Origin of the sequence: Cyclobacterium qasimii M12-11B (genome assembly GCF_000427295.1) — a bacterium.
GTDB lineage: Bacteria > Bacteroidota > Bacteroidia > Cytophagales > Cyclobacteriaceae > Cyclobacterium > Cyclobacterium qasimii.
Genome location: NZ_ATNM01000191.1, coordinates 97,531 through 120,926 on the forward strand (window position 1 = coordinate 97,531; position 23,396 = coordinate 120,926).

At 40.8% G+C, this 23,396-nt stretch carries 15 protein-coding genes; all 15 read right to left on the reverse strand.

Annotated elements, in window-relative coordinates; genetic code table 11:
• Positions 1-28: 28 nt before the first annotated feature.
• The 15 genes from ADICYQ_RS23150 to ADICYQ_RS23220 all read right to left on the reverse strand — a co-directional run bounded on the left by ADICYQ_RS23150 (position 29) and on the right by ADICYQ_RS23220 (position 23,396).
• Positions 29-1,513, reverse strand: coding sequence for a neutral/alkaline non-lysosomal ceramidase N-terminal domain-containing protein (locus ADICYQ_RS23150; RefSeq protein WP_235114872.1), 1,485 nt, complete (start codon positions 1,511-1,513; stop codon positions 29-31).
• Between the two features lie 67 nt (positions 1,514-1,580).
• Positions 1,581-2,495 carry a TIM barrel protein gene (locus ADICYQ_RS23155; RefSeq protein ID WP_020889310.1) on the reverse strand — a complete coding sequence of 305 codons (915 nt, stop codon included), beginning with the start codon at positions 2,493-2,495 and terminating at the stop codon, positions 1,581-1,583.
• Between the two features lie 25 nt (positions 2,496-2,520).
• Entirely contained in the window at positions 2,521-3,369 is an 849-nt protein-coding gene (locus tag ADICYQ_RS23160) for a sugar phosphate isomerase/epimerase family protein (RefSeq protein ID WP_020889311.1), read from the reverse strand.
• A gap of 36 nt (positions 3,370-3,405) precedes the next feature.
• Positions 3,406-6,432, reverse strand: coding sequence for a PVC-type heme-binding CxxCH protein (locus ADICYQ_RS23165; protein ID WP_020889312.1), 3,027 nt, complete (start codon positions 6,430-6,432; stop codon positions 3,406-3,408).
• Between the two features lie 51 nt (positions 6,433-6,483).
• Positions 6,484-7,983, reverse strand: coding sequence for a hypothetical protein (locus ADICYQ_RS23170; protein ID WP_040417936.1), 1,500 nt, complete (start codon positions 7,981-7,983; stop codon positions 6,484-6,486).
• A gap of 14 nt (positions 7,984-7,997) precedes the next feature.
• A complete protein-coding gene (locus tag ADICYQ_RS23175) occupies positions 7,998-9,410 on the reverse strand; it encodes a glycosyltransferase family protein (protein ID WP_051160337.1) in 1,413 nt (470 codons plus the stop codon).
• Between the two features lie 117 nt (positions 9,411-9,527).
• Positions 9,528-11,066 (reverse strand): hypothetical protein, encoded by a 1,539-nt coding sequence (locus tag ADICYQ_RS23180; RefSeq protein ID WP_020889315.1) that lies wholly within the window; start codon positions 11,064-11,066, stop codon positions 9,528-9,530.
• Between the two features lie 105 nt (positions 11,067-11,171).
• The gene (locus ADICYQ_RS23185) at positions 11,172-12,761 is read right to left on the reverse strand and encodes a hypothetical protein (protein WP_020889316.1); all 1,590 of its coding nucleotides are present in this window, start codon (positions 12,759-12,761) and stop codon (positions 11,172-11,174) included.
• 93 nt (positions 12,762-12,854) lie between these two features.
• Positions 12,855-14,480: a RagB/SusD family nutrient uptake outer membrane protein gene (locus tag ADICYQ_RS23190; RefSeq protein WP_040417854.1), complete on the reverse strand. Its 1,626-nt coding sequence runs from the start codon at positions 14,478-14,480 to the stop codon at positions 12,855-12,857.
• Positions 14,481-14,491: 11 nt separating this feature from the next.
• Complete coding sequence (locus ADICYQ_RS23195; protein ID WP_081652425.1) at positions 14,492-17,941, reverse strand: SusC/RagA family TonB-linked outer membrane protein; 3,450 nt, start codon at positions 17,939-17,941, stop codon at positions 14,492-14,494.
• A gap of 147 nt (positions 17,942-18,088) precedes the next feature.
• Positions 18,089-19,111, reverse strand: a complete 1,023-nt coding sequence (locus ADICYQ_RS23200) for a FecR family protein (protein WP_020889319.1) — start codon at positions 19,109-19,111, stop codon at positions 18,089-18,091.
• A gap of 23 nt (positions 19,112-19,134) precedes the next feature.
• Complete coding sequence (locus tag ADICYQ_RS23205; protein ID WP_020889320.1) at positions 19,135-19,773, reverse strand: RNA polymerase sigma factor; 639 nt, start codon at positions 19,771-19,773, stop codon at positions 19,135-19,137.
• A 444-nt stretch (positions 19,774-20,217) separates the two neighbouring features.
• Positions 20,218-21,663, reverse strand: a complete 1,446-nt coding sequence (locus tag ADICYQ_RS23210) for a sulfatase family protein (RefSeq protein ID WP_040417944.1) — start codon at positions 21,661-21,663, stop codon at positions 20,218-20,220.
• Positions 21,664-22,003: 340 nt separating this feature from the next.
• Complete coding sequence (locus ADICYQ_RS23215; protein WP_040417856.1) at positions 22,004-22,750, reverse strand: hypothetical protein; 747 nt, start codon at positions 22,748-22,750, stop codon at positions 22,004-22,006.
• Entirely contained in the window at positions 22,683-23,396 is a 714-nt protein-coding gene (locus ADICYQ_RS23220) for a hypothetical protein (protein ID WP_040417858.1), read from the reverse strand. The genes ADICYQ_RS23215 and ADICYQ_RS23220 overlap by 68 nt, the downstream gene beginning before the upstream one ends.

The following is a 23,396-nucleotide window of genomic DNA, read 5'->3' on the forward strand; positions in this document are numbered from 1 at the left end:
TTAATACATTTGGCTTTTATTAGAATCCTTATTTCAAATCATCAAACAGATCCAATAGTTGTGCGATAATCTTGTCGGAAGCAACTTCTTCTACACGATTGGTGGACAACCAGGTTTCGTAACCGCCCATTTTATGTTGGGCAGGAGTTGGCAAGTAACCAAATAGGCCATTGGCCAGGGCTATGGTAAAATGGTCTTTCATTGGGCTTTTTTCCTTCAATTCTAAGCCGATCTCAACAAAGGTTTCAAAAGGAATGGCACCAATACTCAAGTCACCAATTTTAAAACCTTGGATGATTACATCAATATCATCTGGAAAAGTTTCCATCTGCTTGATTCTTGCCGCATATGTTTTTTCAAGGCTATGTCTTCCTTTTACTGACTCTGGCCTTGCATTTACTTCTTCCACAAATTTGGCCAGTTCTGGACTTGGTCTACGCACCTTCAAATTTAAACTTGCTTGCCGGGCTCCCAATTGAACCCAGTCCTGATAATTGATATCATTGTAACCTTTCATCACTGCGTTGGCAACATCATCTGCCACCACCTTCATCTTACCGTAAGGAGGGTGCTTTACATTAGGACCACGGAAGTTAATATTGTTTATGTCACCTGAAGTACCATTTGACATCATGGCCACAAAGCCAGGATTTTGACGGTCTGCACCAAGTAACTCTTGCATTTTGTCAGCAAACATACCAAAATAATCGGCAGATATTTCTCCTTTAGGAACGCCTCCCACATAATGTAGGGAGTAATTGGCAAGAAGCGCCAAAGGCCTTCCATCAATTGCTTGTATGGATAGGTAAGACACTTCCGGATCAGTAGGTCCAGCAGGTTCCAAAAGGTCAGGGTTGCCTACGCCAGGATTCATTTTGGCAATATCAGTACCACCCAAAGGATTTGGTATAGCGGTACCTGGTTTCATTTTCCACCTTCTGTTGAATACATGTTGGGGTACATCCACGGATCCCCAGCCAATTCTGGCAGGTTCCAGGTTTCTTAAGGCTATCTGAACTCCATCTGCAATTCTACTTGCCATAAAGGCTTGGTATTCATCCAATGGATCTCCTTTATGCCATTCTCTCCCTTTATTACCTACTCCACGGGCACTTGTGGCTGAGTGCGTATGGGTAGAAGCGATCAATACATGTGATGCAGGAATGCCAGTAGCATCCTCGATGGATTGCTTGGCAACATCAAATACCTCCTGGTCTACGCCAACATTATCGACAGTTACCAGTACCAGTTTTGTTTCGCCATCGTCAAGGACAATGCTCCGCGCATAAAGCTCGTCATGAACATATTCTGCTTCAGGGGAATTCCAGTTGCCAATGATTGGCCCACCTAATTTTGGCGTAATATTGCTTTTGTGCGCTCCTGCCTGGAAAAACCTGTTGTTCCCTTGAGAGAAAGCAGGAATACAAACAAGGTAGGCCAAAAGCACCATACAAATGGTCATTCCATGTAGTCTTATGTCCTTGGCGGACAGACTATTTTTTTTTGATAACATCTTTTTCATAGCTTATGTAAATAATATAATCGGATTATGCAATAGACTTACTTTTGTGTAATTGGGTTTAAGATGGGTCAACTTGTTTATAGGCTTCCAAAACAGCTAAATCGCCAGCTTTTCCTGGCATACTGGAACTATGTTCCAGACCTAAAAAGCCCCGGTAACCTTTGTCCCAAATGTGTTGCAATAAATTTTTATAATTGATCTCTCCAGACATGGGTTCAAAACGACCAGGTGTATCCCCTATCTGAAAATAGGCAATTTGATCCCAGGCATAATCTATGCTTGGCATTAAGTTCCCTTCCTGGATCTGCACATGGTAGACGTCACAAAGTAATTTTACACTAGGGCTATCTACAGCCTTGGCCATGGAGTAAGACTGAGGCAGAGAATGCAGGAACATCCCTGGATGGTTTATTTTATGGTTCATGGTTTCCATTACCATCACCAAACCATGAGGTTCATAGATTTCAGCGACCCGCTTTAAAAGTTCCGTGGCATTGGCCTGTTGAAAATCCCAGGGCAATTTAGGATCAGCCATTCCCAATACATTGTGAATAAATTTGGTATTCATTCGCTTGGCTACTTCTACAGAAGCCCTGACCTCCTTAAGCACATTGTCTCTGATGCTTTCATCCCTTCCCGCAAAAGTCACCTGCTTGAAATCCATTGTTCCTACAAACTGACCGAAATCCATCCCCAATTTTTGGAGTGTGTTGCTGATCTTGTTTTGTTCCTCCAATGGACGTCTCTGCAAAAAGGTACATTCCCAAGCGTGAAACCCATTGTCATGCCCCCACCTTATCTGATCCTCCGGCGCCTTTCCAGCAACGTCAGCAAACAGCCCAAAATCGGGTGAAAATTTCATATTAAATGGGCTGGCCTTTGCTATTGCCTCTCTCCCTAATGGCAAACTTAGCCCCGCAAAAGTAGCGGCACCTGCAACAAGACTATTCTTAAAAAAAGTTCTCCGTTTCATAGTATTGGTTTATTTGGGGTTTAAATCAAGGAGTCAGGTTTCCAAAATACTTGACAGCATGGTTGACATCTTCAAGATTATCCTCCATTTTGTGTTCACACTCTGCATAAATCTCACCATCAAACTGCTGTCTTTTAAGCTCTTTGACCACTCCTTCGAAATCAATGATTCCTTCTCCTACCATCACATCATTGGCAGATTGCTTGGCAGCATCCAGGTCCTTGAGGTGAAGGCTGATCAAATGTCCTTCAAGTTTTTTAAGGCTTTCTATTGGGTTTAGCCCACTTCTGGTCCAATGTCCCAAATCTCCACATGCTCCGAAGTTGGGGTGGTTTTTAATGGCCGAAAGTACAGAATCCGGATGCCAGTAAATACTACCGGCTTCTTTGGAATGCTGGTGTAAGGCGATCTTGATCTTATACTCTCCGGCAAGCTGGTCAACCATGTCCCAATGCTCTCTTTTGGGTTCCGCTACCAGGTATTCGATTTTTAAGGACTTAGCCAGTTCAAAAGCTTTTTGCCAACTTTCCTTGTCTTTTGCTTTTCCCACGTACATGGATTTCATTTTCAATCCATTGGTTTTCAATAGCTTTCTAACCGCCTTTGCATCTGAAGGGCTGAGGTCTGACATGGTTTTGTCACCAAAGTCTTCACCCAACTTATGAAAATCAAAGCCTTCAACGTATTTCACTCCGGTAGTTTTCGCTTTTTCCAAAGTGATGGGAAAAGGAAACCTATTGAAGGAATACAAGGCTACTCCAATGTTCCAATCACTTTTATTGACTGACAATTCATGTGTGGGACTTTTTACCATACTTGCCAAACCAAGCAACAGTACTGGCAAAGCAATAAACACCCAATATTTTTTTAACATAGTCTTCTCTTTTGCTATTGATGTATGAAATTTTCTTTATTCTGAATTTCTAATAAAGGCCATCAAGTCAGCAATCTTTTGCTGATCAAGCTGTCCTGCTAAGCCGGGCATAAGGGACATATTCATTCCCTTTATGGCTTCAATATCTTGCCTGTTAATTGTTTTTTCAACTCCTGGAGAAGTTCTAAGACTGATCGCAGCAGAAGTTTCATTCATGATCATTCCCTGGATTATTTCGCCATCCTTAAGTGTCACTTCCCATAAATCAAAGCCAGGCGCTATTGATAAATTGGGGTCCAAAATATTGGCCATAAGGTCTTTTGGATGCCAGTTGTGCAAGGTGCCTAGATCAGGCCCGAAGGCTACACCGTTCTTACCTCTAAATTGATGGCAAAGGGCGCAATTTTCTATGTACACTGATTTTCCAGCAATAGGATCGCCATTTATCTCTAAGGCCTTTTGATAGTTTTTATTGATCTCCTCACCTTCATCTTTGGTCAGAAGTTCCCTGGCCAAATTACGCGTTGGCTCATCTCCATTGTTCATTAGCTGTACCCTCATTTTCCAGCCTATTGCTTCGGTTGGTATTTTCCCAGATTGTATGGCGGCTAACAATAATTTAACGCGTTCTATATCACTCATAAAGGTAGATAAGGCTACATCTCTAATCTCATGAGTTAATGAACTCCATTTCGTGAGCACGTATTCCGGTACTTCTGTACCCTTTATGTCACCAAGTGCTTGCATGGCAGCTATCTGGAGGATTATTGGTTCTGAGGTAGCAATCATGCCTTTCAATTGCTCCGCATAAGGGGCCACATCTCCTTCTGGAAGAAACCTAAGAACCTCTGCTCTCCTACTCTCCGAAATGGATTGGTCTGTGGCGATGGCCATTGCTTTGTCCATGCTGGATTTCAGTAAGGCTTCGTCCTTAAAGTCCATGGTTTTGATTAGGTTCAAGGCAGACTTTCTTAGATTGGCATCCGGGTGCTCAAAAAAGGCTAGAACTATTTTATCCAGGTAAATTGAAAGCGCTTCTTCATTCTTTTCATTCCGTTTAATCCCATCAGCTATTCCGTCCAGGACAGGGGCTTCCCAGCCCTTTCCACCAGATAAACTGAGGGCAGATTGAAGCAATTTTTCTGCTTCTCCCTCATTTTCATTGGCTGTAATCATGGCTGTTAATCTGCGAATCAAACTTCCATAGGCTGGAACATCTTTGTCAAATCGCTTGAGTACAGTTTGTAGCAATGGTGTATTTTTGGAAGAAGATGCAGACAATGCTGCAATTTGTACCCATTCATCTGACAAGTCTTGGAACAACAATTCTTCAGCTACTTGAGCCGCTTCAGGCGTCTCAATAAACCCTAATGTACAGAGCAGTTGAAACCTTACCCTGGCATTTGGATCCGATTTTAATTTAAGCAATGCATCAATTAATTCACTGGATTCACTCAGGTGCATTTCTGCTAGCTTGATCGCATTTTCTCTAACGCCCGCTTCAGGGTCATTTAAGGCTTGAATGATTAGGTCGGTGCTGAGCCCTTTTAAACCTTCTAGAGTCCATAAAGCGTGTAAACGTCCTTCGGCTGAATCTTGATTTTTAGCCATTTTTTCCAAATCTGGAATTACTTCCTGATTTTGCGCAGTAACAAGTAGTCGCTGTGCATTGTTTCTCCACCAGTTGTTTTTACTGGCAAGGTGTTGGACCCATTCCTGAGGGCTTTCATCTCCGAAAGTCAAGCCTGATGTCCAATCTGCTTTCCCTGTTCCTTCAGGAGTAATTCTGTAAATTCTCCCCATGCCTACACCATCAGAAAGTCCACCTTCAGCTACAGCTTCGTCAGACATCCACTCAGGATGCTCAATGATCCTGCGGTAATAATCCAGCACGTACAAAGCCCCATCAGGCCCTATATACATGTTTACTGGTCTGGACCAGGAATCTTTGGAAGCCAAAAACTCCTTATTATCGCTTAATCTTTCAGCAACGAAAGTGGCTCCTTTTTCCTTTAAAATATCCACATGCACCAGGTTGCTTACAGATTCGGCAACAAAGACTGCATTGTCAAACGGGGCTGGGAAAGCACCACCCAGGTAAGCCGTCAAACCACTAGAAGAAGTCGTCAGCCCAACCGGAGTAAAAAGCTGACGATCTGGGTTGGTGGTTATTTGAAAAACTTCTGTTTCCTTACCATGGTCAGAAATGGATTCACTCGCATTGGAGACTAGTAATCCTGGATTCCTGGAAAGGTAATGGGCTGCAATGACTTCGTGGTAAATATGGTTTTGATTGTGGGTCAATAAATACCTGCCCCAACGGTCATAGGTATGGCCAAATTGAGAACGGGTGGAAGCCAATTCTGCCACTTGAATGTCTGGTCTGAATCGAACAGAATGTCCATTGGCATTTTTAGGCAATTCGGTACTTCCTGGACTATTAGGGAAAACAATGGTAGTACCTTTGTCCCCGAATTCCTCCTCATATTTTCTCGTACCTATGTGTCCAAGGTGGGACAAATGAATCCAGTTGTCCAACCCATATACCGGATTGTTGACATTTACATGGGGATTTGAAAGAGAAAACCCAGTCATTATGACCTCCCTAATATCTGCTACTCCATCTCCATCAGTATCTTCCAAATACAACACATCCGGAGCATCTGTAATCAACACCCCTTTTTTCCATCTTAAGATACCATTTGGCAAAACCAGGTTGTCAGCGAAAATTGTGCTTTTATCCATTACCCCATCATCATCTGAATCTGACAGCAATACGATCCGGCCAGTACCACTTTTATCTATAGGGTAACCGGGCATTTCTACTACATATAACCTCCCAAACTCGTCAATTTCCATGTCCACCGGATCACTAACCAGAGGCTCATTGGCAATTAATTCCATTTGAAAGCCTGGTGCAAGTTCGAATGAGGCAATGCCATCTTCGGGGGCAACCGATCCATCCGTAGAAGGCCCATTACTATTTCCTCCACAGGCTTGTAAAAAGCAAATGGCAGAGAGGTATAAAAAAATGAGATGGTAACTATATCTTGTGTTTTTCATTGTATTATTTGACTAAAATCTCCATTGTTACTGTTTAATCTACAATTGGAGTTACAATTTTTTCTTTAAGCGAACGGCATTCTCCTCGTCCCAAAACCTATCAATAATCGCCAGGGTTCTATCCACCAAAACCTGTCCGCCTTCAGCCCCTACCACATTGCTTTGACAAACGGCACTGTACCCTCCACCTGCAATGGCTTTTTCTGTAGGCAAGTAAGTTCCTGGACCTGCTAATTGAACAACAAAAGTTTGTAAAGCCTTGCTCCTGGCCTGAATACGAATCCCGTAATCAGTAAACAACTCAAATTGATTGGTGGCGATTGCTGCATCGCCAATTCGCAACACGTGAATCTCTGAACTGTAGGTAGCTTCAGGGTTTTTCTGCTGTGCTTTATACCTTTTCAAAACATCTCCAAACCAAGTCATCTTGGCATAAAGCAAAGTCGCTTTGTTGGGATCTACAGCTATTTGTTCCTGGCAATCTTTTACTACCTTTTCTGATTCTATGTATTCTTCCTTGGTAATGATTCGCATAGGAAGTTCCAGGTTTTCCATTTCGTGATGAAAAACTACATTGCTATGACGGTCATTTTTTACAATTTCATAGGTGTTTTCCACAGCCCTTATGATTCGTTCAGCGATGTCATCCATTCGGGTCTTTTGGGCAAGTTCCTGCATTCTGGCCAATCCAGCTTTACGGTACATACTGTGTGGAGATTGGTCACCTGCTGCTCCAATCCAACCTAAAACACTTACTTTCTGTCCAAAACGACTTTTTAATTTCTCTCTTACTGGATGCCAATAGTCAGCATTGACAGTGGTCTTGTGTTCAAACTCCTGCGCAGGACAGGCCACGTCCACACTCATTGCCAACAACTCATCCGCCTCGTTCCAAAAGAACAAAGCATTCATGTCATGGTCTTCATAGCCTTCAAGGTTTTGAAACTCGTCCTTGTTGGTATTTCCATACATTACACTTGTGCCATCTTTGTAAACTGTTCGTCGATTGTATCCAACGGCGGCACGTTCCATTCCCCAGGTTACACTTCCTTTGCTACGGTTTGCCCAAGCATCCTCAATGCCATCGGCTACACTTCTAACAAACAATGCGCGGTAATCCTTGACCTTGGTTACCCCTTCTTCTGGAATCGGATAGATAAAAGAGGACTCTTCCAAATCATCTTCCAAGACTGGAGCGGTATGGGTATGTGTTGCGCTAACGATGATTTTATTTACATTGAAGCCAGGGATTCGTTTGGCTACCTCATCTCTAAGTTCCTGCCGCAAACGGGCGGAAATATACACCAGGTCACAAGAAACAAATACTGCGGTATCCAAACCAGTTTGACCATCTCTTGATTCGATGGCCACTATTCCAGCATACAGAGGGGTATCGGCCGTTTCTGCAATTCTCATGTGAAACTGTCCCATTAGCGCCACTGGTAATTTAGGACTAATGTCTGCTGTAGCTGCTCCCAGGTATAAATCATTGGCCTGTAATGGCACGTTTAACCAAAAGGTCAATGCCAGTAACATACATAATCTCACCATAATATTATTGTTTATCATTTAACTTCTTTGTCCCATAATTGATCAATTACTTCCACTGTTCGGTCTACCAAAACCTGTCCTCCGACAGGCCCTACTATATTGCTGTGGATAATTGCACTGTAAGCCCCACCATTAACGGCACGCTGTGTCGGTAGATAAGAACCCCAGTCAGAGCTGCCTGTAAGTTGTATTACGAAGGTTTGTAAGGCTTTGCTTCTGGCCATCATCCGTATGCCAAAATCCGAAAACAATTCAAATTCATTGGTGCAAATGGCAATGTCTCCCAACCTGATCACATGCAGGTCCATAGGATACATTGGTTTAGGGTTATCCAATTGCTTTTCGTATCGTTTCACTGTTCTTTCCTGCCAATTCATCATTCGATAAAGCGCGTCAGCAGCCTTCGGATCCTCAGCAATTTGTTCTTTTGCATTTGTTACAAAAGCTTTGGCTTCCAAATAGTTTTTTTCAGTTACCCACCTTTCTGGTAAAGGCAATTCCTCCACCTGATGCTTAAATACCAGCTCTGAATGCCTTTCTGTAGCTACAGCATCATAAGATTCGTCTACTGCTAAGATTATTCGTCTGGCCAGTTCTTCAGTTCTGCTTAGGTTTCTTAGGTTACGCATCCTATCATCAGCCTCCTTGCGGTACCTGATATGCGGAGTAATGTCTCCAGCAGCCGCAGCCCAGCCCAATACATTGACGTCTTTCCCATATTTTTCTTTAATGCCCTCTCTTACTGGATGCCAATAATCTGCGTTGACAGCATAACGTCCCTCTACTTCCTGAGATGGACTTGCTACCCCTACTACTATTGAAATAAGCTTATTCTGATCATTCCAAAAAAACAAAGTGTTGACATCATGGTCTTCAGAACCTTCTAAACTTCTGAATTCAGGTAAATTTGTTTTACTGCTCATCCCTGAAGTACCATCAGCATAAACAATCCGTCTATTATAACCTGCAACGGCATAACTCATGCCCCAGGCCACAGATCCTGGTGATCGGTCATGATAGGCGCCAACTATTGCCGCAGAGATTTTTTCAACGAAAAATTTCCGATAATCCTTGACCTGAGTAACCCCTGTTTTGGGAATTAAATATTCACCATCTAAAGCCAAAACAGGTGCGGTATGGGTATGCGTAGCGTTAAGGAATATTTTGTTTTCGTCTATATCCGGCAATTGCTTTTTCACTGCTTGCCTCACCAGCGCAACCAAATCAGTGGGGATATAAAGGGCGTCACATGAAACCATAATGGCCAGATCACCTTCTGCCCCTCTGGTTTCTAAAACCATAACAGTAGCAATCAAAGGGGTTTCGGCAATTTCAGCAATCCTCAGATGGAACTGCCCCGTAACTGCTACAGGCAATTGTGGGGTAATGTCTACCGTACGAGACCCTATATATAGCTGCGAAGCCATAACAGGAGCAGCTAGAAAAAGGGTTATACAGGTGACTGTTGCTATTTTTTTAAAATTTTCTTTACCATTTTACAGCAATTCAATTGTGAAGCATCTTAATCCCAATGAGTTGGTCAATTATTCTGGCCAAAGTTTATTGATCATTGCTACAGACCAGTTCACTAAAATCTGTCCTCCTTCGGGGCCTACTTCATTGCTCTCCACGATTGCAGAATAATGTCCGCCACGAACGGCTTCTTTTGTCGGTAGATAATTACCTGGTCCCACCAATTGGAGCACAAAGGTCTGCATGGCATTGCTTCTGGCCTTCATTTGTATACCGTATTCAGTAAATAGCTCAAAAGGATTGGTACAGATCACCACATCACCAATTCGCAAAGCGTGAAGCTCCACTGGATACATGGGTTGTGGATTTGATTTCTGAATTTCATAACGGTCCACTACTTTACTGTACCAGACAATTCTACGACTGAAGATTTGAGCGCTCTCGGCATCTTTCATGTCTTCAGCCCTCATTTTAAGGGCATGGTTGTATTCTGTTTCAGTCACTACTCGCATTGGTAGCTCAATATTGTTCACCTCATGCTTTATAACAGGAGCTTCATGCTTGTCAATTTTTACCGTTTCATAGGTTTCATCTACTGCACGTATAATTCTTCCAGCGATCTCATTGAGATGGTATTCATTTCTGAAATTTACCTCACCAGAATGTTCAGCAAAATCAGGACTCTTGTTTTCATTGCGCAAAGCGATCATTCTCCATTCTGCAAATTCATCATATCTGGGTCTAGGCGTTTGGTCACCTGCTGCCCCTATCCAGCCTGCCACTACCAATTGCTGGCCGTATTTTTCCTTTAGGCCTTCACGTACCGGGTGCCAATAATCTGCATTTACGGTGGACCTATTTTCCACTATTTGTGCTGGGCTTGGTACATTGATACAAGTGGCTACAAAATCTCCTTTTTGGTTCCAAAAAAACAAGGATTGAATGGCTTGGTCTTCAAAGCCTTCGACTTTAATAAAATTTGCTTCATGGGTACCTCCATACATTTTAGCTGTACCATCTTCATAGACAGCCCTTCTATTGTAGGCTACTTTTGCATGGCTAATGCCCCAAGAAACACTACCTGGTTCACGCTGATTATAAGTAGTAACTATGGTTTTAGCTACCCGATCTGATACAAATTTCAAGTAATCCTTTACCTGTGTAACTCCTTCAGGGATATTGTATCGATTGTCTCTCACAACACCACCCGTGTGGGTATGGGTGGCGTTTATAATAATTTTTTTTGTATCCAAAGCAGGCAGGCTTTCTTTCACCTGATTTTGGATCATTTCTTTTAATTCTGTGGGTATGGTGACCATATCACAGGAAACCAATACTGTCGTGTTCTCCCCCTTTGATTCCAAAACAATGACATTGGCTGTCAAAGGAGTTTCTGCAACTTCCGCTATACGAACTGTCATCTGACCATCTACCGCTACAGGTAGCTTCGGGGTAATGTCTACAGTGGCTGCACCAACGTACAAATCCTGAGCAAAAACGCTATTTGGTAGTAACTGTAAAGCCGCAAATACAGTGAAAAATGAAATGGCTAAAAATAGGTTTTTCTTAATTTTTGAAACTCTAAAATTGATATGCGTTTGTTTTTCCATAATGATAAATTAATGATTTATTTTATTTATCAGGTCCGTTTTTATACAAAGCCTTGGTTTATATCCATGGCTGAAACTTTTCTGATTAAAGTGGTAATACTGAGGTTACCACATGGTATTAATTATTGACAGTGTTTCCTCCACTAATTCATCCCCTCCTTTTGGGCCCATAAGGGTACTTGCTGGAACAGCTCCATAAGCACCGCCTTCGATGGAACGCTTGGTTGGAAGGTAAGAACCTGACCCTGTTAGCTGAACAATGAAAGTTTGAATGGCTGGGCTCTGTGCTTTCATTTGCATTCCATAATCAAGGTAAAGTTCAAAAGGGTTTGTTGCAAAAACAGCATCACCAATCCTTACCACATGAACTTCTATGGGCATTTTAGGCTGGACTTTTTCCAGCTCATACCTTTCAGACACCACTAAGCCTCTTCTTAGTTTGCTGTAGCTAATGGTAATGTCCTTGTACCACCTTGGGGTTTCAATCATGGCTGGATTGTCGCGCACCTCAGCTTTTAATTTGTCATATTCAGCCTGCCAAGTTTTGGCCTCCTTAGTGGCCTCAGCTACGTCCTCTTCGCTAAGCAGTCGTCTGGAGAGGGGTACTAATTTCATTTCATGTTTGAACTCAGGCTGCCAATCTATATTGGCCTTCATTACAGGAAATAAATCTGTAACCTCATCTACTATTTGCTTAGCAATATACTTACGGTGAGCATTACTTCCTCTTCCAGTCCCTTCCTCAGCAAAACCCAAGAGTTTTTGCATGCGTTCTTCGGCTTTTGAACCGACCATTACATGAGGGGATTGATCTCCTGCTGAACTGGCTTGCGCCAAAACATATACTGAGTCACCCAAACTTTTTCTCAAAGCCACTTTGGTGTCATGCCAAAAGTCTGCTGATAATTCGTAAGAATGTTCGCTTACCTGTGAGGGAGAGGCAATATTGATAATGATACCGGTCAATTGTTTATTTATGTCCCAGAAATACATCAGGTTTAAGCTATGGTCTTCATAGCCTTCAATATGACTAAATTCAGGTGAATTGGTATTGCCATACATGCGGGATTTACCATGCTTGAGCGCCTGTAGCCTATTTAATCCAACGACTGCATGTCCAAGCCCCAGGCTCATTCCTCCTGGTTTTCTTTTTCCCCAGGCGCTAATAACTCCTTCAGCTATTTTATCTGCTGCAAAGGGTATATAATCTGAAGGGGACATTGCTGGCTTGCCATCCGCCATCTGTTCCAGGCTTACCCCGTAAATATCTTCTACAGATGCAGTTGATGCTACATAAGGAGCCGCATGGGTATGGGTAGCATTAACTATTATTTGCTCTGGCAAGATAGAAGGGATCGCTTTGATCACTCTATTTCTTATTTCATCTCTCAAATTAGCTGTAGCCCTCATCCCATCACTGATTCCTACCAAGTCGCAACTTATCCAAATCGTTTTCTCAGAATTTGTCCCTTCTCCCGACTCTAATGCCAGAATAGTGGCTGTGACAGGATCCATTACCCCTTCAGATAGTCTTGCATGAAATTGACCTGCAACCAGTACAGGCATATCAGGAGTAATGTCGGCTGTAGACCATCCCACTTTTAGGTTATCTTCATTTTCAGATTGGGTATAACCCTGGAAGGATATAACAGATAAAAAAAGCAGGGTGAAGAATTGATGTTTTAAGAAAATCATTTTAGGCTTGGTTAATTTCAAAGAACAGTGTAGCAACAACTGAAATAGCTATTGCCACACTGTTTTATTATTCTTATTTAAATTAATCTCTTCTTACTCCCAACCCGGATTTTGAGTAAGTTGAGGATTTAATGAAAGCTCCTGAACAGGAATAGGATACATATACAATTTATCATCCCATGTTCTGGTATTGCCAGGATAAATCACCCTGTATTCACCTGTTTCCGGATCCGTAGCCCCTACATAAGTCAAAGGGTTCTCTATGAGTTTACCGGCTTTCCACCTGACAAGGTCTTCCCATCTTGTACCCTCTCCGGCAGTTTCAATCCTTCTCTCTCTACGGATCTCATTGATTAGAGGCGTCACAGGAACTTCCCAATTTGGCCAATTAGGATCTTCAAAACCTACATCAACCATTAAATGAGGCATCCCAACTCTGTCCCTAAGAAGATTGATGCTATTGTCCAATACTTCCTGCGTAGCTTCTCCAAGTTCAGCTTTGGCTTCTGCATAGGTAACCAACACTTTACCATACCTATAGGTAAACACATCAATAGTGGTTTGATTTTGCAACCTGTCCACTTCGTAAGGGGAGTATCCTTTTGTGATGTAATAACTTGTGGTCACATAGTTATTGTCAAATTCAGGCATGGTTCGGTAATCAACGCTTCCATCAGAGTAAATTCTATAGGGGCGATCTGGAACATAGATAGACTGTTTCATCCTAGGATCCCTGTCTACAAACTCATCCTCAAAATTTTCATCCCCTTGATATAAAGGACTTAAGGCTATTGGAAGCCCATCTTTACTCAAATAGGACTGTACAAAGTCTTTAGTGTAACCTGTATGTGGCTCACCTAATGACCTTACATTATTATGCATGCGAATGCCTTCGATAAACCTTTGGAAAAAGATGACTTCAGAATTTCCGGTGAGATTCTGCTGAACAAAGAGGTCAAAATAATCTTGTTCTGGGTTACCTGTAGAATAAAGGCTAAATTTACCAGAATTAATCACTTCTTCAGCAGCCTCAGCCGCTTCAGCCAAAATCACTTCATGGTCTCCTAAACCATGGTACTTTCTAAAAGTACCCTCAAAAAGGCAGGCATCCGCTTTGAAAGCCAAGGCGACATATTTGGTCAACCTGTTTTCGCCAGAATCTTCGGGAAGGTTTGCGATTGCAAAGTCCAAATCCATCAGCATATTTTCAAATACTACCTTTCTGGAATCCCTGGCTTTGACCAAGCCTTCAGAATCTGTTTGCAAATCCTCTTCATACCATGGAACATCTCCAAAACGTTCGATCATTTTTTGGTAATAAAAGGATTTGAAAAACCTTATCTCACCTTCATACCTTAGGACCAGGGCATCTTTTTCCATATCACCTATTCTAGCCAAGGCATAATTGCAACGTCTAATCGGTTGCCAATCACTTTTGCCCCATCCTCCGCCAGTAGCAGGTATAACATATTCACCCCAGAGGTAAGAATTCCTATCACCAGGTGCATTGTTATCAGATTTATCATCAATTCTCCAATTGACCTGAGGGTCTCTCAAGTCAATGTAAAATTGATTGGCGTAAAGCTCAAGATCTGTGGAGGTGCTCCAAAACTGGGCATCACTAATTTGATCCAGGGGATACCTCTCCAAATATTCATCGTTACAAGCAGTAGTTACTACGAGTAATAAAACAGAAATATATATAGTTATCTTTTTCACGATAGTATTATTTAGAAATTGATATTAGCACCTAAAGAAAATGAACGGTAAATTGGGTAGTATTGGGCCCCATTCATTTCCGGGTCAGATAAATTCTTGTACTCGTGAATGCCAGTTACTTCCCAGATATTATTTCCTGAAACATACACTCTAACCATTTCCATTTTGGCCCTTTGGGTCAAAGCCTTAGGAAGTGTGTAACCCAAAGTCAACTGCTTCAGCCTCAAGTAAGATGCATTTTGCAAAAACCTGGTTTGTACAGCAGTAACATCAGACCCACCTGAGACCATTGGTCTTGGGAAGTAAGCATCTGGATTTTCAGGTGTCCAAAAATCAGAGAGCAATTTATTGTGCGCATTCCACTCACTCGTATAACCACCAAGCCAGAAGTTATTGCTCAACCACACATCCCGTTTGGCCACGCCTTGGAAAAAGATGTCGAGATCAAAATTCTTCCACTGAAGATCTGTCTTCACACCAAAACTGTATCTTGGTGTATTGTTACCTATAATGGATCTGTCACCAGGATTATCTAAGGTGCCATTGCCAGGAGAGATCTTCCCGTCATTGTCAAGATCAGCAAATAGAAGATCACCTGCTTTTCTTTCTAAACCTACCAGATTACTGTGATCCAGTTCTTGGGCTTCTGCATCTGTTTGAGCAATTCCTGTGGTGGTATAGCCCCAAATTTCTCCTATTTGCATGCCTTCATAATAATCAGAAATTAATCCTACAGGGTTACTAAACCTGGTAATCTCTGAAGTATAATCTGAGAAAATTAGATTCACACCCCACCTTAAGTCACTGCTTTGTTGTCTCCATCCTACTGTAAGGTCCCAGCCTGTTGTTTTTAAATCAGCTGCATTTTCTCTTGGCTCACTTTCAGCTAATACAGCCGGCAGTGTTTGAGACCTCGTCAGCATATTTTTTGTATCCCTGCGATATACATCAAAAGACGCATTCAATCGGTTTTGATAAAGGGTGAAATCCATACCAAAGTTTCTCTGTGTAACAGTCTCCCAAGTTAAAGTGGGACTTACCAAACCTGGAGCGTAAACGGTTAATGGCCTATCGTCATTTAACAAGTAGTTGATGGTTCCAGCACTAAACGTTGCTATATAAGGGTAATTTCCTGGGACATTTTGATTTCCAAGATTACCATATGAAAGCCTTACTTTCATCATGTCAAAAGTGCTATCCAGGTTACCAAAGAATTCTTCGTTATCAATTCTCCATCCTAAAGAAAGGGAAGGGAAGAAAGCAAACCTATCGGCTTTTGGAAATTTGGAAGAGCCATCATATCGCCCATTAAATTCCAAAAGGTACCTACCATCATAATTATAATTAAAACGGGTAAAAGCACCTCTTATCGCGTATTGTGAAGCTGCATCACCCACATAACGTTCTCCATAAGCCAAATTCATGAATGGTATAGATTCAACGGTTAAGTTTTCTCTTTTCGAATAGAAATACCTGGAATCAAGGTTTTCCTGATTAAAACCACCCATGATTTTAATGTCGTGCTTACCAAAGGTATTCGCATAATCTGCATACGCATTGAGCACATAGTATTTATCATTGTAATTACTCTTAGTTACTTGGCTTGGATTGGTAAAAGGGTAATAACCGCTAACAGAACCATCTACGAAATACATTGGCAATTTTTTATAATAATCCTCTTCTTCAGTATTCTTAATATTGGACGTATATTCAAAATTGATCGTGGTATTTTTTATAGGAGTAAGTTGTAAGGAGCCTGTTAGCCAAGTATCTTGAATTTCTCTTTTCCTATGCCCTGCTTCTCTGTAAAACTGCACCGTATTAGGAACAGAGCCATTTGAAGCATAATTGCCATCAGGAAAATAAACTGGCCAATTGCCCCATTGGTGCCATTGGAAAGGGCTGTTTCCTTCAGGGAAATGATTGGTGGAATTATTGGGAGGGAAAATATGGTTGCTATTGTTCATGGATATTTTTGTTCCAATTTTAGCCCAATCCGTAATCTTATAATTCAGATTCGTCATGAAATTGTAACGCTTATATTTCTCATCAAACTGCTTATTTATCCCTTCCTGATACAGGTAATTTAGCGATGTATAGTAATCAAACCTATCGTCTCCTCCAGTAATACTGGCGGTATATTGACTCATAGGATAACTGTCTCTCATTAATTCTTTGGCCCAGTTGGTGTTGCCACTCATCAACCAAATATTTGAATTTTGTGGATCTGGAAAGGCTGAAGGTTGGGTGGGATCATTATAATGTGCAATGATCTTGTCTTGATAAACGTCTGTAAATTGGTAATAAGGCACACCGTTTCTAGCAATGTTAGCCGTGTTCATGTAATTCATTCGCTCCAAGGCGTCCATTCCCTCGAATTGAACAACCGGTGTATTTACTGCAGTATTGAAAGAAAGTGAAATGGAGGGCTTGTCACTTTTACTTCCTGATTTTGTTGTAATCAAAATAACCCCGTAGGCTGCTCTTGCACCATAGATAGCGGCTGAAGCAGCATCTTTTAGTACAGATATACTTTCGATGTCATTGGGGTTAATCAGGTTTACATCCATTGGCACATTGTTTACCAAAATAAGTGGTGAGCCACCATTTATAGAAGTAAATCCACGAACATTAAAAGTAGCTCCACCGCCTGGGGTTCCTGTATTTTGAGTGATATTCAGGTTGGAGATTTGTCCTTGAAGGCCTTGACCAATATTGGTGATGGGTCGATTTTCAAGTACTTCTTTACTCACACTGGAAACGGCTCCAGTAAGGTTTTCTTTCTTCTGTGTACCAAAGCCTGTAACGACTACCTCGTCCAGGGCACCAATTTCTTCTTCCAGGGTAATATTGATAATTGTTTGTTGGCCTACCACTATACGCTGGGACTGAAAACCTATAAAGGAATATACCAATGTGGATCCTTCAGGAACAGTAAGGGAATAATTTCCATCAATGTCCGAGGCAGTTCCTATGGTTGTACCCGGAATAGCGATAGTAACTCCAGGTAGAGGTTCTCCTGTTTGGTCTACTACTTTACCAGTAACTTGTACATCGGCAAGCTCTGCAATGCCCACCCTTTCGGTCCTTGTTTCCCGTGGGTTGGTACGGACATGAATATTGCCATTCACCTGCGTGAAACTCAGTTGTGTTTGTCTTGCAACATTTTCAAGCACTTTGTAAACCGAAATATTTTCCTGACTGATGGAAATTCTTTGGTTTAGCATGATCTTATCATCATTGTAGGTAAACTTAAAATCAGTTTTTGATTCTATGTTTTTGAAAAACCGTAACAATGTCTTTTCTTTTAAATCAAGTGACACCTTGACCTCATCAATTGTTTTCCTTTGTGCATTACCGGTATTGGCTAGCAGTACAGTACAGAAAATCAATTGGATGGCAAAGCCATAAAACAATCTCTTGGACACCATAATAAGTTGTCTCAGTATATATTTATTCATAATATTGTATGGTTTAAGTTTTAGACGACTTAACTATTGCCTTCCTCTTTTGGTGGAAGGCTGTTCAAAGCAGGGTCTCATTCCCCCCAGAATGGGCCCTGCAATTGGCACTGCTAACTTGAATCAATGTTTGCCATGTTATTCGTTTTAATTGTACAGTTCAACTTTTCTATTTTCGATCCTGAAATTCAGACCTGAAGTAAGGTTTACTCCCCTCAATACATTTTCAAGGGATTCATTTTGATAGGTGCCAGAATAGACCCAACTTTTTCGAATCTTCCCCGATAATATTAATTCTACACCAAACCAGTTTTCAATTTTTTTTCTGCAAATCTCAAAATTGTCGGAATTAAAAACGAGTACATTGTTTTTCCATCCTGTCACCTCAAGGTTGTCAAATTCGCTTTTATATAAGTCTCCACTTTTTTCCATGATCAGCATCTCCTCTGGATGTAAAGCCACTTGATTCCCCTTTTCATCTTTTACCATTACTTTCCCCGTCAATAAGGCTACTGACAGTTTATCCTCTTCTACCTTTACATTAAAGGAAGTTCCCAGAACTTCTATTTTGGTATTCTCTATTAAAACAGTAAATGGTTTTCCATTTTTCTTTATTTCAAAAAATCCTTCCCCTTTTAATTTTACCCATCGATCTGCAGTAGCAAGGTTGGATGAGTAAGTGATTTCACTGGAAGAATTGAGATAAACCTTGCTACTGTCTGCCAAAGTAATGACTGAACGATTCCCTAAGCTCGTACCCCTTTTAATTATAAAAGCCTCGTTCAATTCAGTAGTAGGTAATGAATAAATGAAAGCATGGTAATACCCCATCCAGGCACAAAAGCCAAAGATGAAAATGGCTGCAATATTTTTTAAAAAGTTATTTTTTTTTGGATGTATAAACGTTCTACTTTTTTGCGAGTGGTCTATATCCGCATTCATTACATTCTCGAAAACATCTATATAGGTGCTATCACTCATATTTTCACCTTCCTCGTAACCTACTGCCCTAATTATGGCAATTGCTTTTAATACAATGGCTCGCTTCTCAGGATGTTCTGAAAGCCATTTTTCCCAAAAATGTTGGGTATTCTTATCAGGGTTTTTTACCCAAAGGATAAAAAATTCATCTGTAAGAAAATCTACTAACTCAAAGTCTTTATACCTCATCCTATTACTATCGCTCTTCCGAATTATTTTTGATCAACAAAGATCTCTTTTAAAGTCGCCATTGCCCTATAAACAATTTTTCTGGCAGATTTAACGTCTGTAAACTCCATCGTTTCAGCCACTTCTTTATAGCTCATCCCCTCTTCATATAATAATAATATGGCTTGACGTTGCCTTGCCGTTAATTTTTGGAGCGCTTCTCTAACCATTTCCTTATTAGCTAACTCACTTTCTCTCTGAATTAAAATAGATTCAGGGCAAATTGAAATGGGGAAAAATTGCTCATTAATATCATCATACCTCGCTTCAGAAAGTTTTTCAACTTTTAAATTTTTAACAATTTCTCTTGTTAAAATTTTAAACAAATAAGCTTTAATACACAATATCTCTCCCAAAGAACCCCTTCTACGCCTTAGGTATATAAAGATATTCTGAACGCAATCTTTTATCAATTCACCATCTTTGGTTATCTGTGAACCGTAATGAAACATCCTCTTGACATAAGTGCGATAAATAAAATTAAAAGCCAATTCATCCCCCTTATCAAAAGCCATCCATATCTCTCTGTCAGGTTTTCCTTTTATGGCTTCGAGAGGTTCTAGATGATTAGCGGGTAACTTAGGCTGAACGGAATAATTATTTTTATTAACTATTGATTTCATTTCTAGTTAGTGGTAAAGGTTGATCATAGTCCTCTATAAAAGAAGAGCATTAAAACGCTAAAAACAACCCCATTGAAAAATTATTTTTTTCATAAATGAATAAAATAAGTACATTACCCATGCTAAATTTAAAATAGCCAAATTTTATATAATTTTACGTAAAATAATGAAATATTATAGGGTACGTGCCCGAAAAATTTTATGTTAACTATAAAGTTATTGGTAAAAAATAAATAAAACTTGACATATTGCTAAAAAGTATTAAGTCCTAAAAACCGGTTTTGGGAATAAGTAATTTCAAAAAGAGTACGTTTTCAACAATTATACACCGGACTACAACACAGCAGTTGTTAATAAACCCATGGTTTTAAACAACACTAGAGACCTGAGATTAACAACAATCCATAATTCTTTTATAAGAGCGCTGCTTTCCTTATAAAAGAATTATTGTAAAATCATCTCCTGAGGAACCGGATGATCCACCCTTCCTACTGGCCTTTGCCCGGCACCAATACGATTTTCAATTCCATCGCTATCTCCCAAATCTATCCTTGCCTTTTCTGCATAGGCCATCATTTCAGATTTGAGGTGAGAATGGGATACAATCACATTATTTGTTTCTCCTGGATCATTTTCTACATTGAAAAGTTGTATATCCTGCCCTCCTTTGGTGAAGATTTTCTTCTCTAAGGGTAAGTAAAGTTTCCATGGGCCTTTCCGTACGGCTTGTAATTGTGGACCATCATAATAATAAAAGGCTTCATAAAGTGATTTGGCATCCCTTGATCCCAGCAAAAGTTCTTTGATGTCTTTACCGTCAATAATTCGGTCATTTGGAATGTCTCCACCAGCCCATTTGGTAAACGTAACATACAAATCCATGGTAGTGGCCAATTCCTTATTCACTCGCCCCTGAGGTATTACCCCTGGGCACCAGGCAATCATAGGAACCCTTTGTCCTCCTTCGGCTGTCGTATATCCCCAGCCTCCCAATGGTAAATTACTTCCCTGAACTGGATCCCTTTTAGGTGCTCCATTGTCACTTGTCCAAATAACTATCGTTTTTTCATCCAAACCCAACTGCTTCAGGGTATTGATGATTTCTCCTGCACTCCAATCCAGTTCTTCCACAGCATCCCCCCATGCTGCATTTTTACTTTTTCCTTTAAACCCAGGGCTTGAAAAAGGGGCTAAAGTCGAACCTGGCATGGATTGAGGTAGGTACAAGAAGAAGGGTTGACTTTTGTTATCTTGAATAAATTTAATGGCTTCTCCAGTTTCTCTTTGAGTCATATAATCTCGGTCAACAGGAGCCTCAATGACTTTATCGTTCCTCATAAGAGGCAATTTAGGAGCATTTGGAATCCGCTCTTTTTCGTGTTCCTGGGTCATGTCATCCGAATAGGGAATTCCAAAATAAAAATCAAAGCCATGACTGGTTGGTAAAAATGGTTTTTGATCTCCCAAATGCCATTTTCCTATGATTCCTGTTACGTATCCTAAATTCTTAAGCGATCGTGCAATGGAAATTTCATCAGGATTTAACCCCACAGGCTCTACAGGCCTCAACACTCTTCCTCCATTTCCTGAAAGGTGCAGATTGACCCTCCTGGGATAGCATCCAGTCATTAAACTGGATCTGCTAGGTGAACAGACACCTGAGGTGGAGTAAAAGTGGGTAAATAAGGTTCCTTCTTTGCCCAATTGATCCAGGTTAGGCGTTCGATTTAATACCGATCCAAATGGACCAATATCACCATACCCCAAATTATCCACATAAAACACAATGAAGTTAGGCTTTTCGGGTAGTTCTTCAGCGCTACCGAATTTTGAGCCAATAAACAAAAACATAAAAATTAAACTAGCTATTAAGTATTTTACGCTGATCATATTTTCTTGGGTTTCAAAATTGTATATAGTAGCGTGATTGATTTTGTGAATTAAACTTGAATCTTTCCTAAGACTACTCCCACAGAAATCATGATTTTTTATTTTCTTCTCAGATAATTCTTTTTTAACATAATCCAATTAACATTTCCTGTTCGGATAAGGTATCTGGTCTATCGAAGTTCTTGGTAATTTATCAGTTAGGTGTTTGTCTAACTATTGGCCAATTTGAAGTATCCACACCCAGAGAAAGTACAGAATTTATTATTTAGTCTTGCTCATAGGCAATCCTTAAATCAATACCGTAACCCTTTGATTTTGATTTTCATTTTACGAACCTTATCTATTTTGCCCAAACCTTGTTGAGTAATATCGCTGAGGTTTCTACAATTTTATATCCAGCCTCGGGCTCCAATCGTGTCCAACTGATAGGAGATCCGGAATAACCACCTCCTAAAAGTCCATAAATTGTGGGGCAATAGCCATTGTATCCATCAGTCATTCCCACTACAATGGTGCTTTTACCAGGGCTTCTCCTTTTGATATCCAAGCCGAATTGGCTAAACAATTCACATGGCTGAGTAACTATGGCAAGATCTCCTATCCTGATGCCATGCACCGGTAAAATATCAAAAGGGTTCTCTCCAAATGTTTCTTGCAGATGCACAGACCCGAAAGCCATGATCATCTCCATTCCCCGAATATTCTCCCCTTCATCGATTCTCTTTAAGATTTCTTTGGACCTGATCAGGGTTCCAGTTTCAGGTAATCGAACTTTCACTTTTAAATCATGGTATTGATGTTCCAATACTGGGTCCGTCTGGTATTCAATGTTTTTATAAAGTCTCATCGTCTCCCCAACAACCAAATTCGTGATTTTCTTCATCTTTTCTTCATCAGATTCGGATTTTCTATCCAGCATATTTTCCATACTGATATCGCCCTGGGCCCCATTTAAAAAAAGCACTGGAAGACTTTTCTTAAATTCCTTTCGAAAGGTTTTTCTTACTTCTCCAGGAAAATCAGCTGAAAAAACACCATCTGCATAAAAAATTGTGGGATGGGTAGTATTGTGGTAAAGTATAGACAAAAGGTTTCCCTTTAAAATCAGCGGCAAACATAGCCAAATGTTGCGGATCATCAGGGCCTTCCAGGCCTGCAAAGTCTTTTCTGCTTGCATCTCCATGCATAGAATGGCTACCATCTGCCCAAGTCAAACGGCGATTATAGCCTATTTGGGTCTCCCCTTCCGCCCAGCCAATTTTTCCCGGTTGTGCTGCAGCAACGGCTTCTTTGGCCAGTGCTACCATCCAGGGCAACAAGTCTTTCATATAAGCCGTATCCAGAGGCATAAGGTAATTGGTCTTAAGCAAAGAGGGACCACCATGTGTATGGGTAGATGAAATCAGGATATCTCTTGGCAAAATTCCCGTCGCAGCTCCCATGGCTTCACGCAAACGCACATTAAGATCAGGCTCAATTCCTGCAAAATCACAACTCACCATAAGCAATTGAAAATCGCCTTTTGAAAAATAGAGCCCGTTGGCTTCAAGTTCATCTCTGACGGAAGAAGCCTTTTTAGGAACTCCTGCCCCTTGAACCCAACTGTCTAATTCAGGTGTGATAATTTTAGTGGCAGCTCCTATTTTAAGTCCCTCAGATTGTGCTTTAGTGAGTATTGGATTATAAAAAGCAATGGTCCAAAGGGCCATTAGCATAAAGGCAATTCTAGTCAT

Bases quoted from the DNA above. Each gene is read 5' to 3' on its own strand.
- ADICYQ_RS23150 (WP_235114872.1), bottom strand. From the start codon at position 1,513: ATGTTATCAAAAAAAAATAGTCTGTCCGCCAAGGACATAAGACTACAT.
- ADICYQ_RS23155 (WP_020889310.1), bottom strand. From the start codon at position 2,495: ATGAAACGGAGAACTTTTTTTAAGAATAGTCTTGTTGCAGGTGCCGCT.
- ADICYQ_RS23160 (WP_020889311.1), bottom strand. From the start codon at position 3,369: ATGTTAAAAAAATATTGGGTGTTTATTGCTTTGCCAGTACTGTTGCTT.
- ADICYQ_RS23165 (WP_020889312.1), bottom strand. From the start codon at position 6,432: ATGAAAAACACAAGATATAGTTACCATCTCATTTTTTTATACCTCTCT.
- ADICYQ_RS23170 (WP_040417936.1), bottom strand. From the start codon at position 7,983: ATGGTGAGATTATGTATGTTACTGGCATTGACCTTTTGGTTAAACGTG.
- ADICYQ_RS23175 (WP_051160337.1), bottom strand. From the start codon at position 9,410: ATGGCTTCGCAGCTATATATAGGGTCTCGTACGGTAGACATTACCCCA.
- ADICYQ_RS23180 (WP_020889315.1), bottom strand. From the start codon at position 11,066: ATGGAAAAACAAACGCATATCAATTTTAGAGTTTCAAAAATTAAGAAA.
- ADICYQ_RS23185 (WP_020889316.1), bottom strand. From the start codon at position 12,761: ATGATTTTCTTAAAACATCAATTCTTCACCCTGCTTTTTTTATCTGTT.
- ADICYQ_RS23195 (WP_081652425.1), bottom strand. From the start codon at position 17,941: ATGAATAAATATATACTGAGACAACTTATTATGGTGTCCAAGAGATTG.
- ADICYQ_RS23200 (WP_020889319.1), bottom strand. From the start codon at position 19,111: ATGAGGTATAAAGACTTTGAGTTAGTAGATTTTCTTACAGATGAATTT.
- ADICYQ_RS23205 (WP_020889320.1), bottom strand. From the start codon at position 19,773: ATGAAATCAATAGTTAATAAAAATAATTATTCCGTTCAGCCTAAGTTA.
- ADICYQ_RS23210 (WP_040417944.1), bottom strand. From the start codon at position 21,663: ATGATCAGCGTAAAATACTTAATAGCTAGTTTAATTTTTATGTTTTTG.
- ADICYQ_RS23220 (WP_040417858.1), bottom strand. From the start codon at position 23,396: ATGACTAGAATTGCCTTTATGCTAATGGCCCTTTGGACCATTGCTTTT.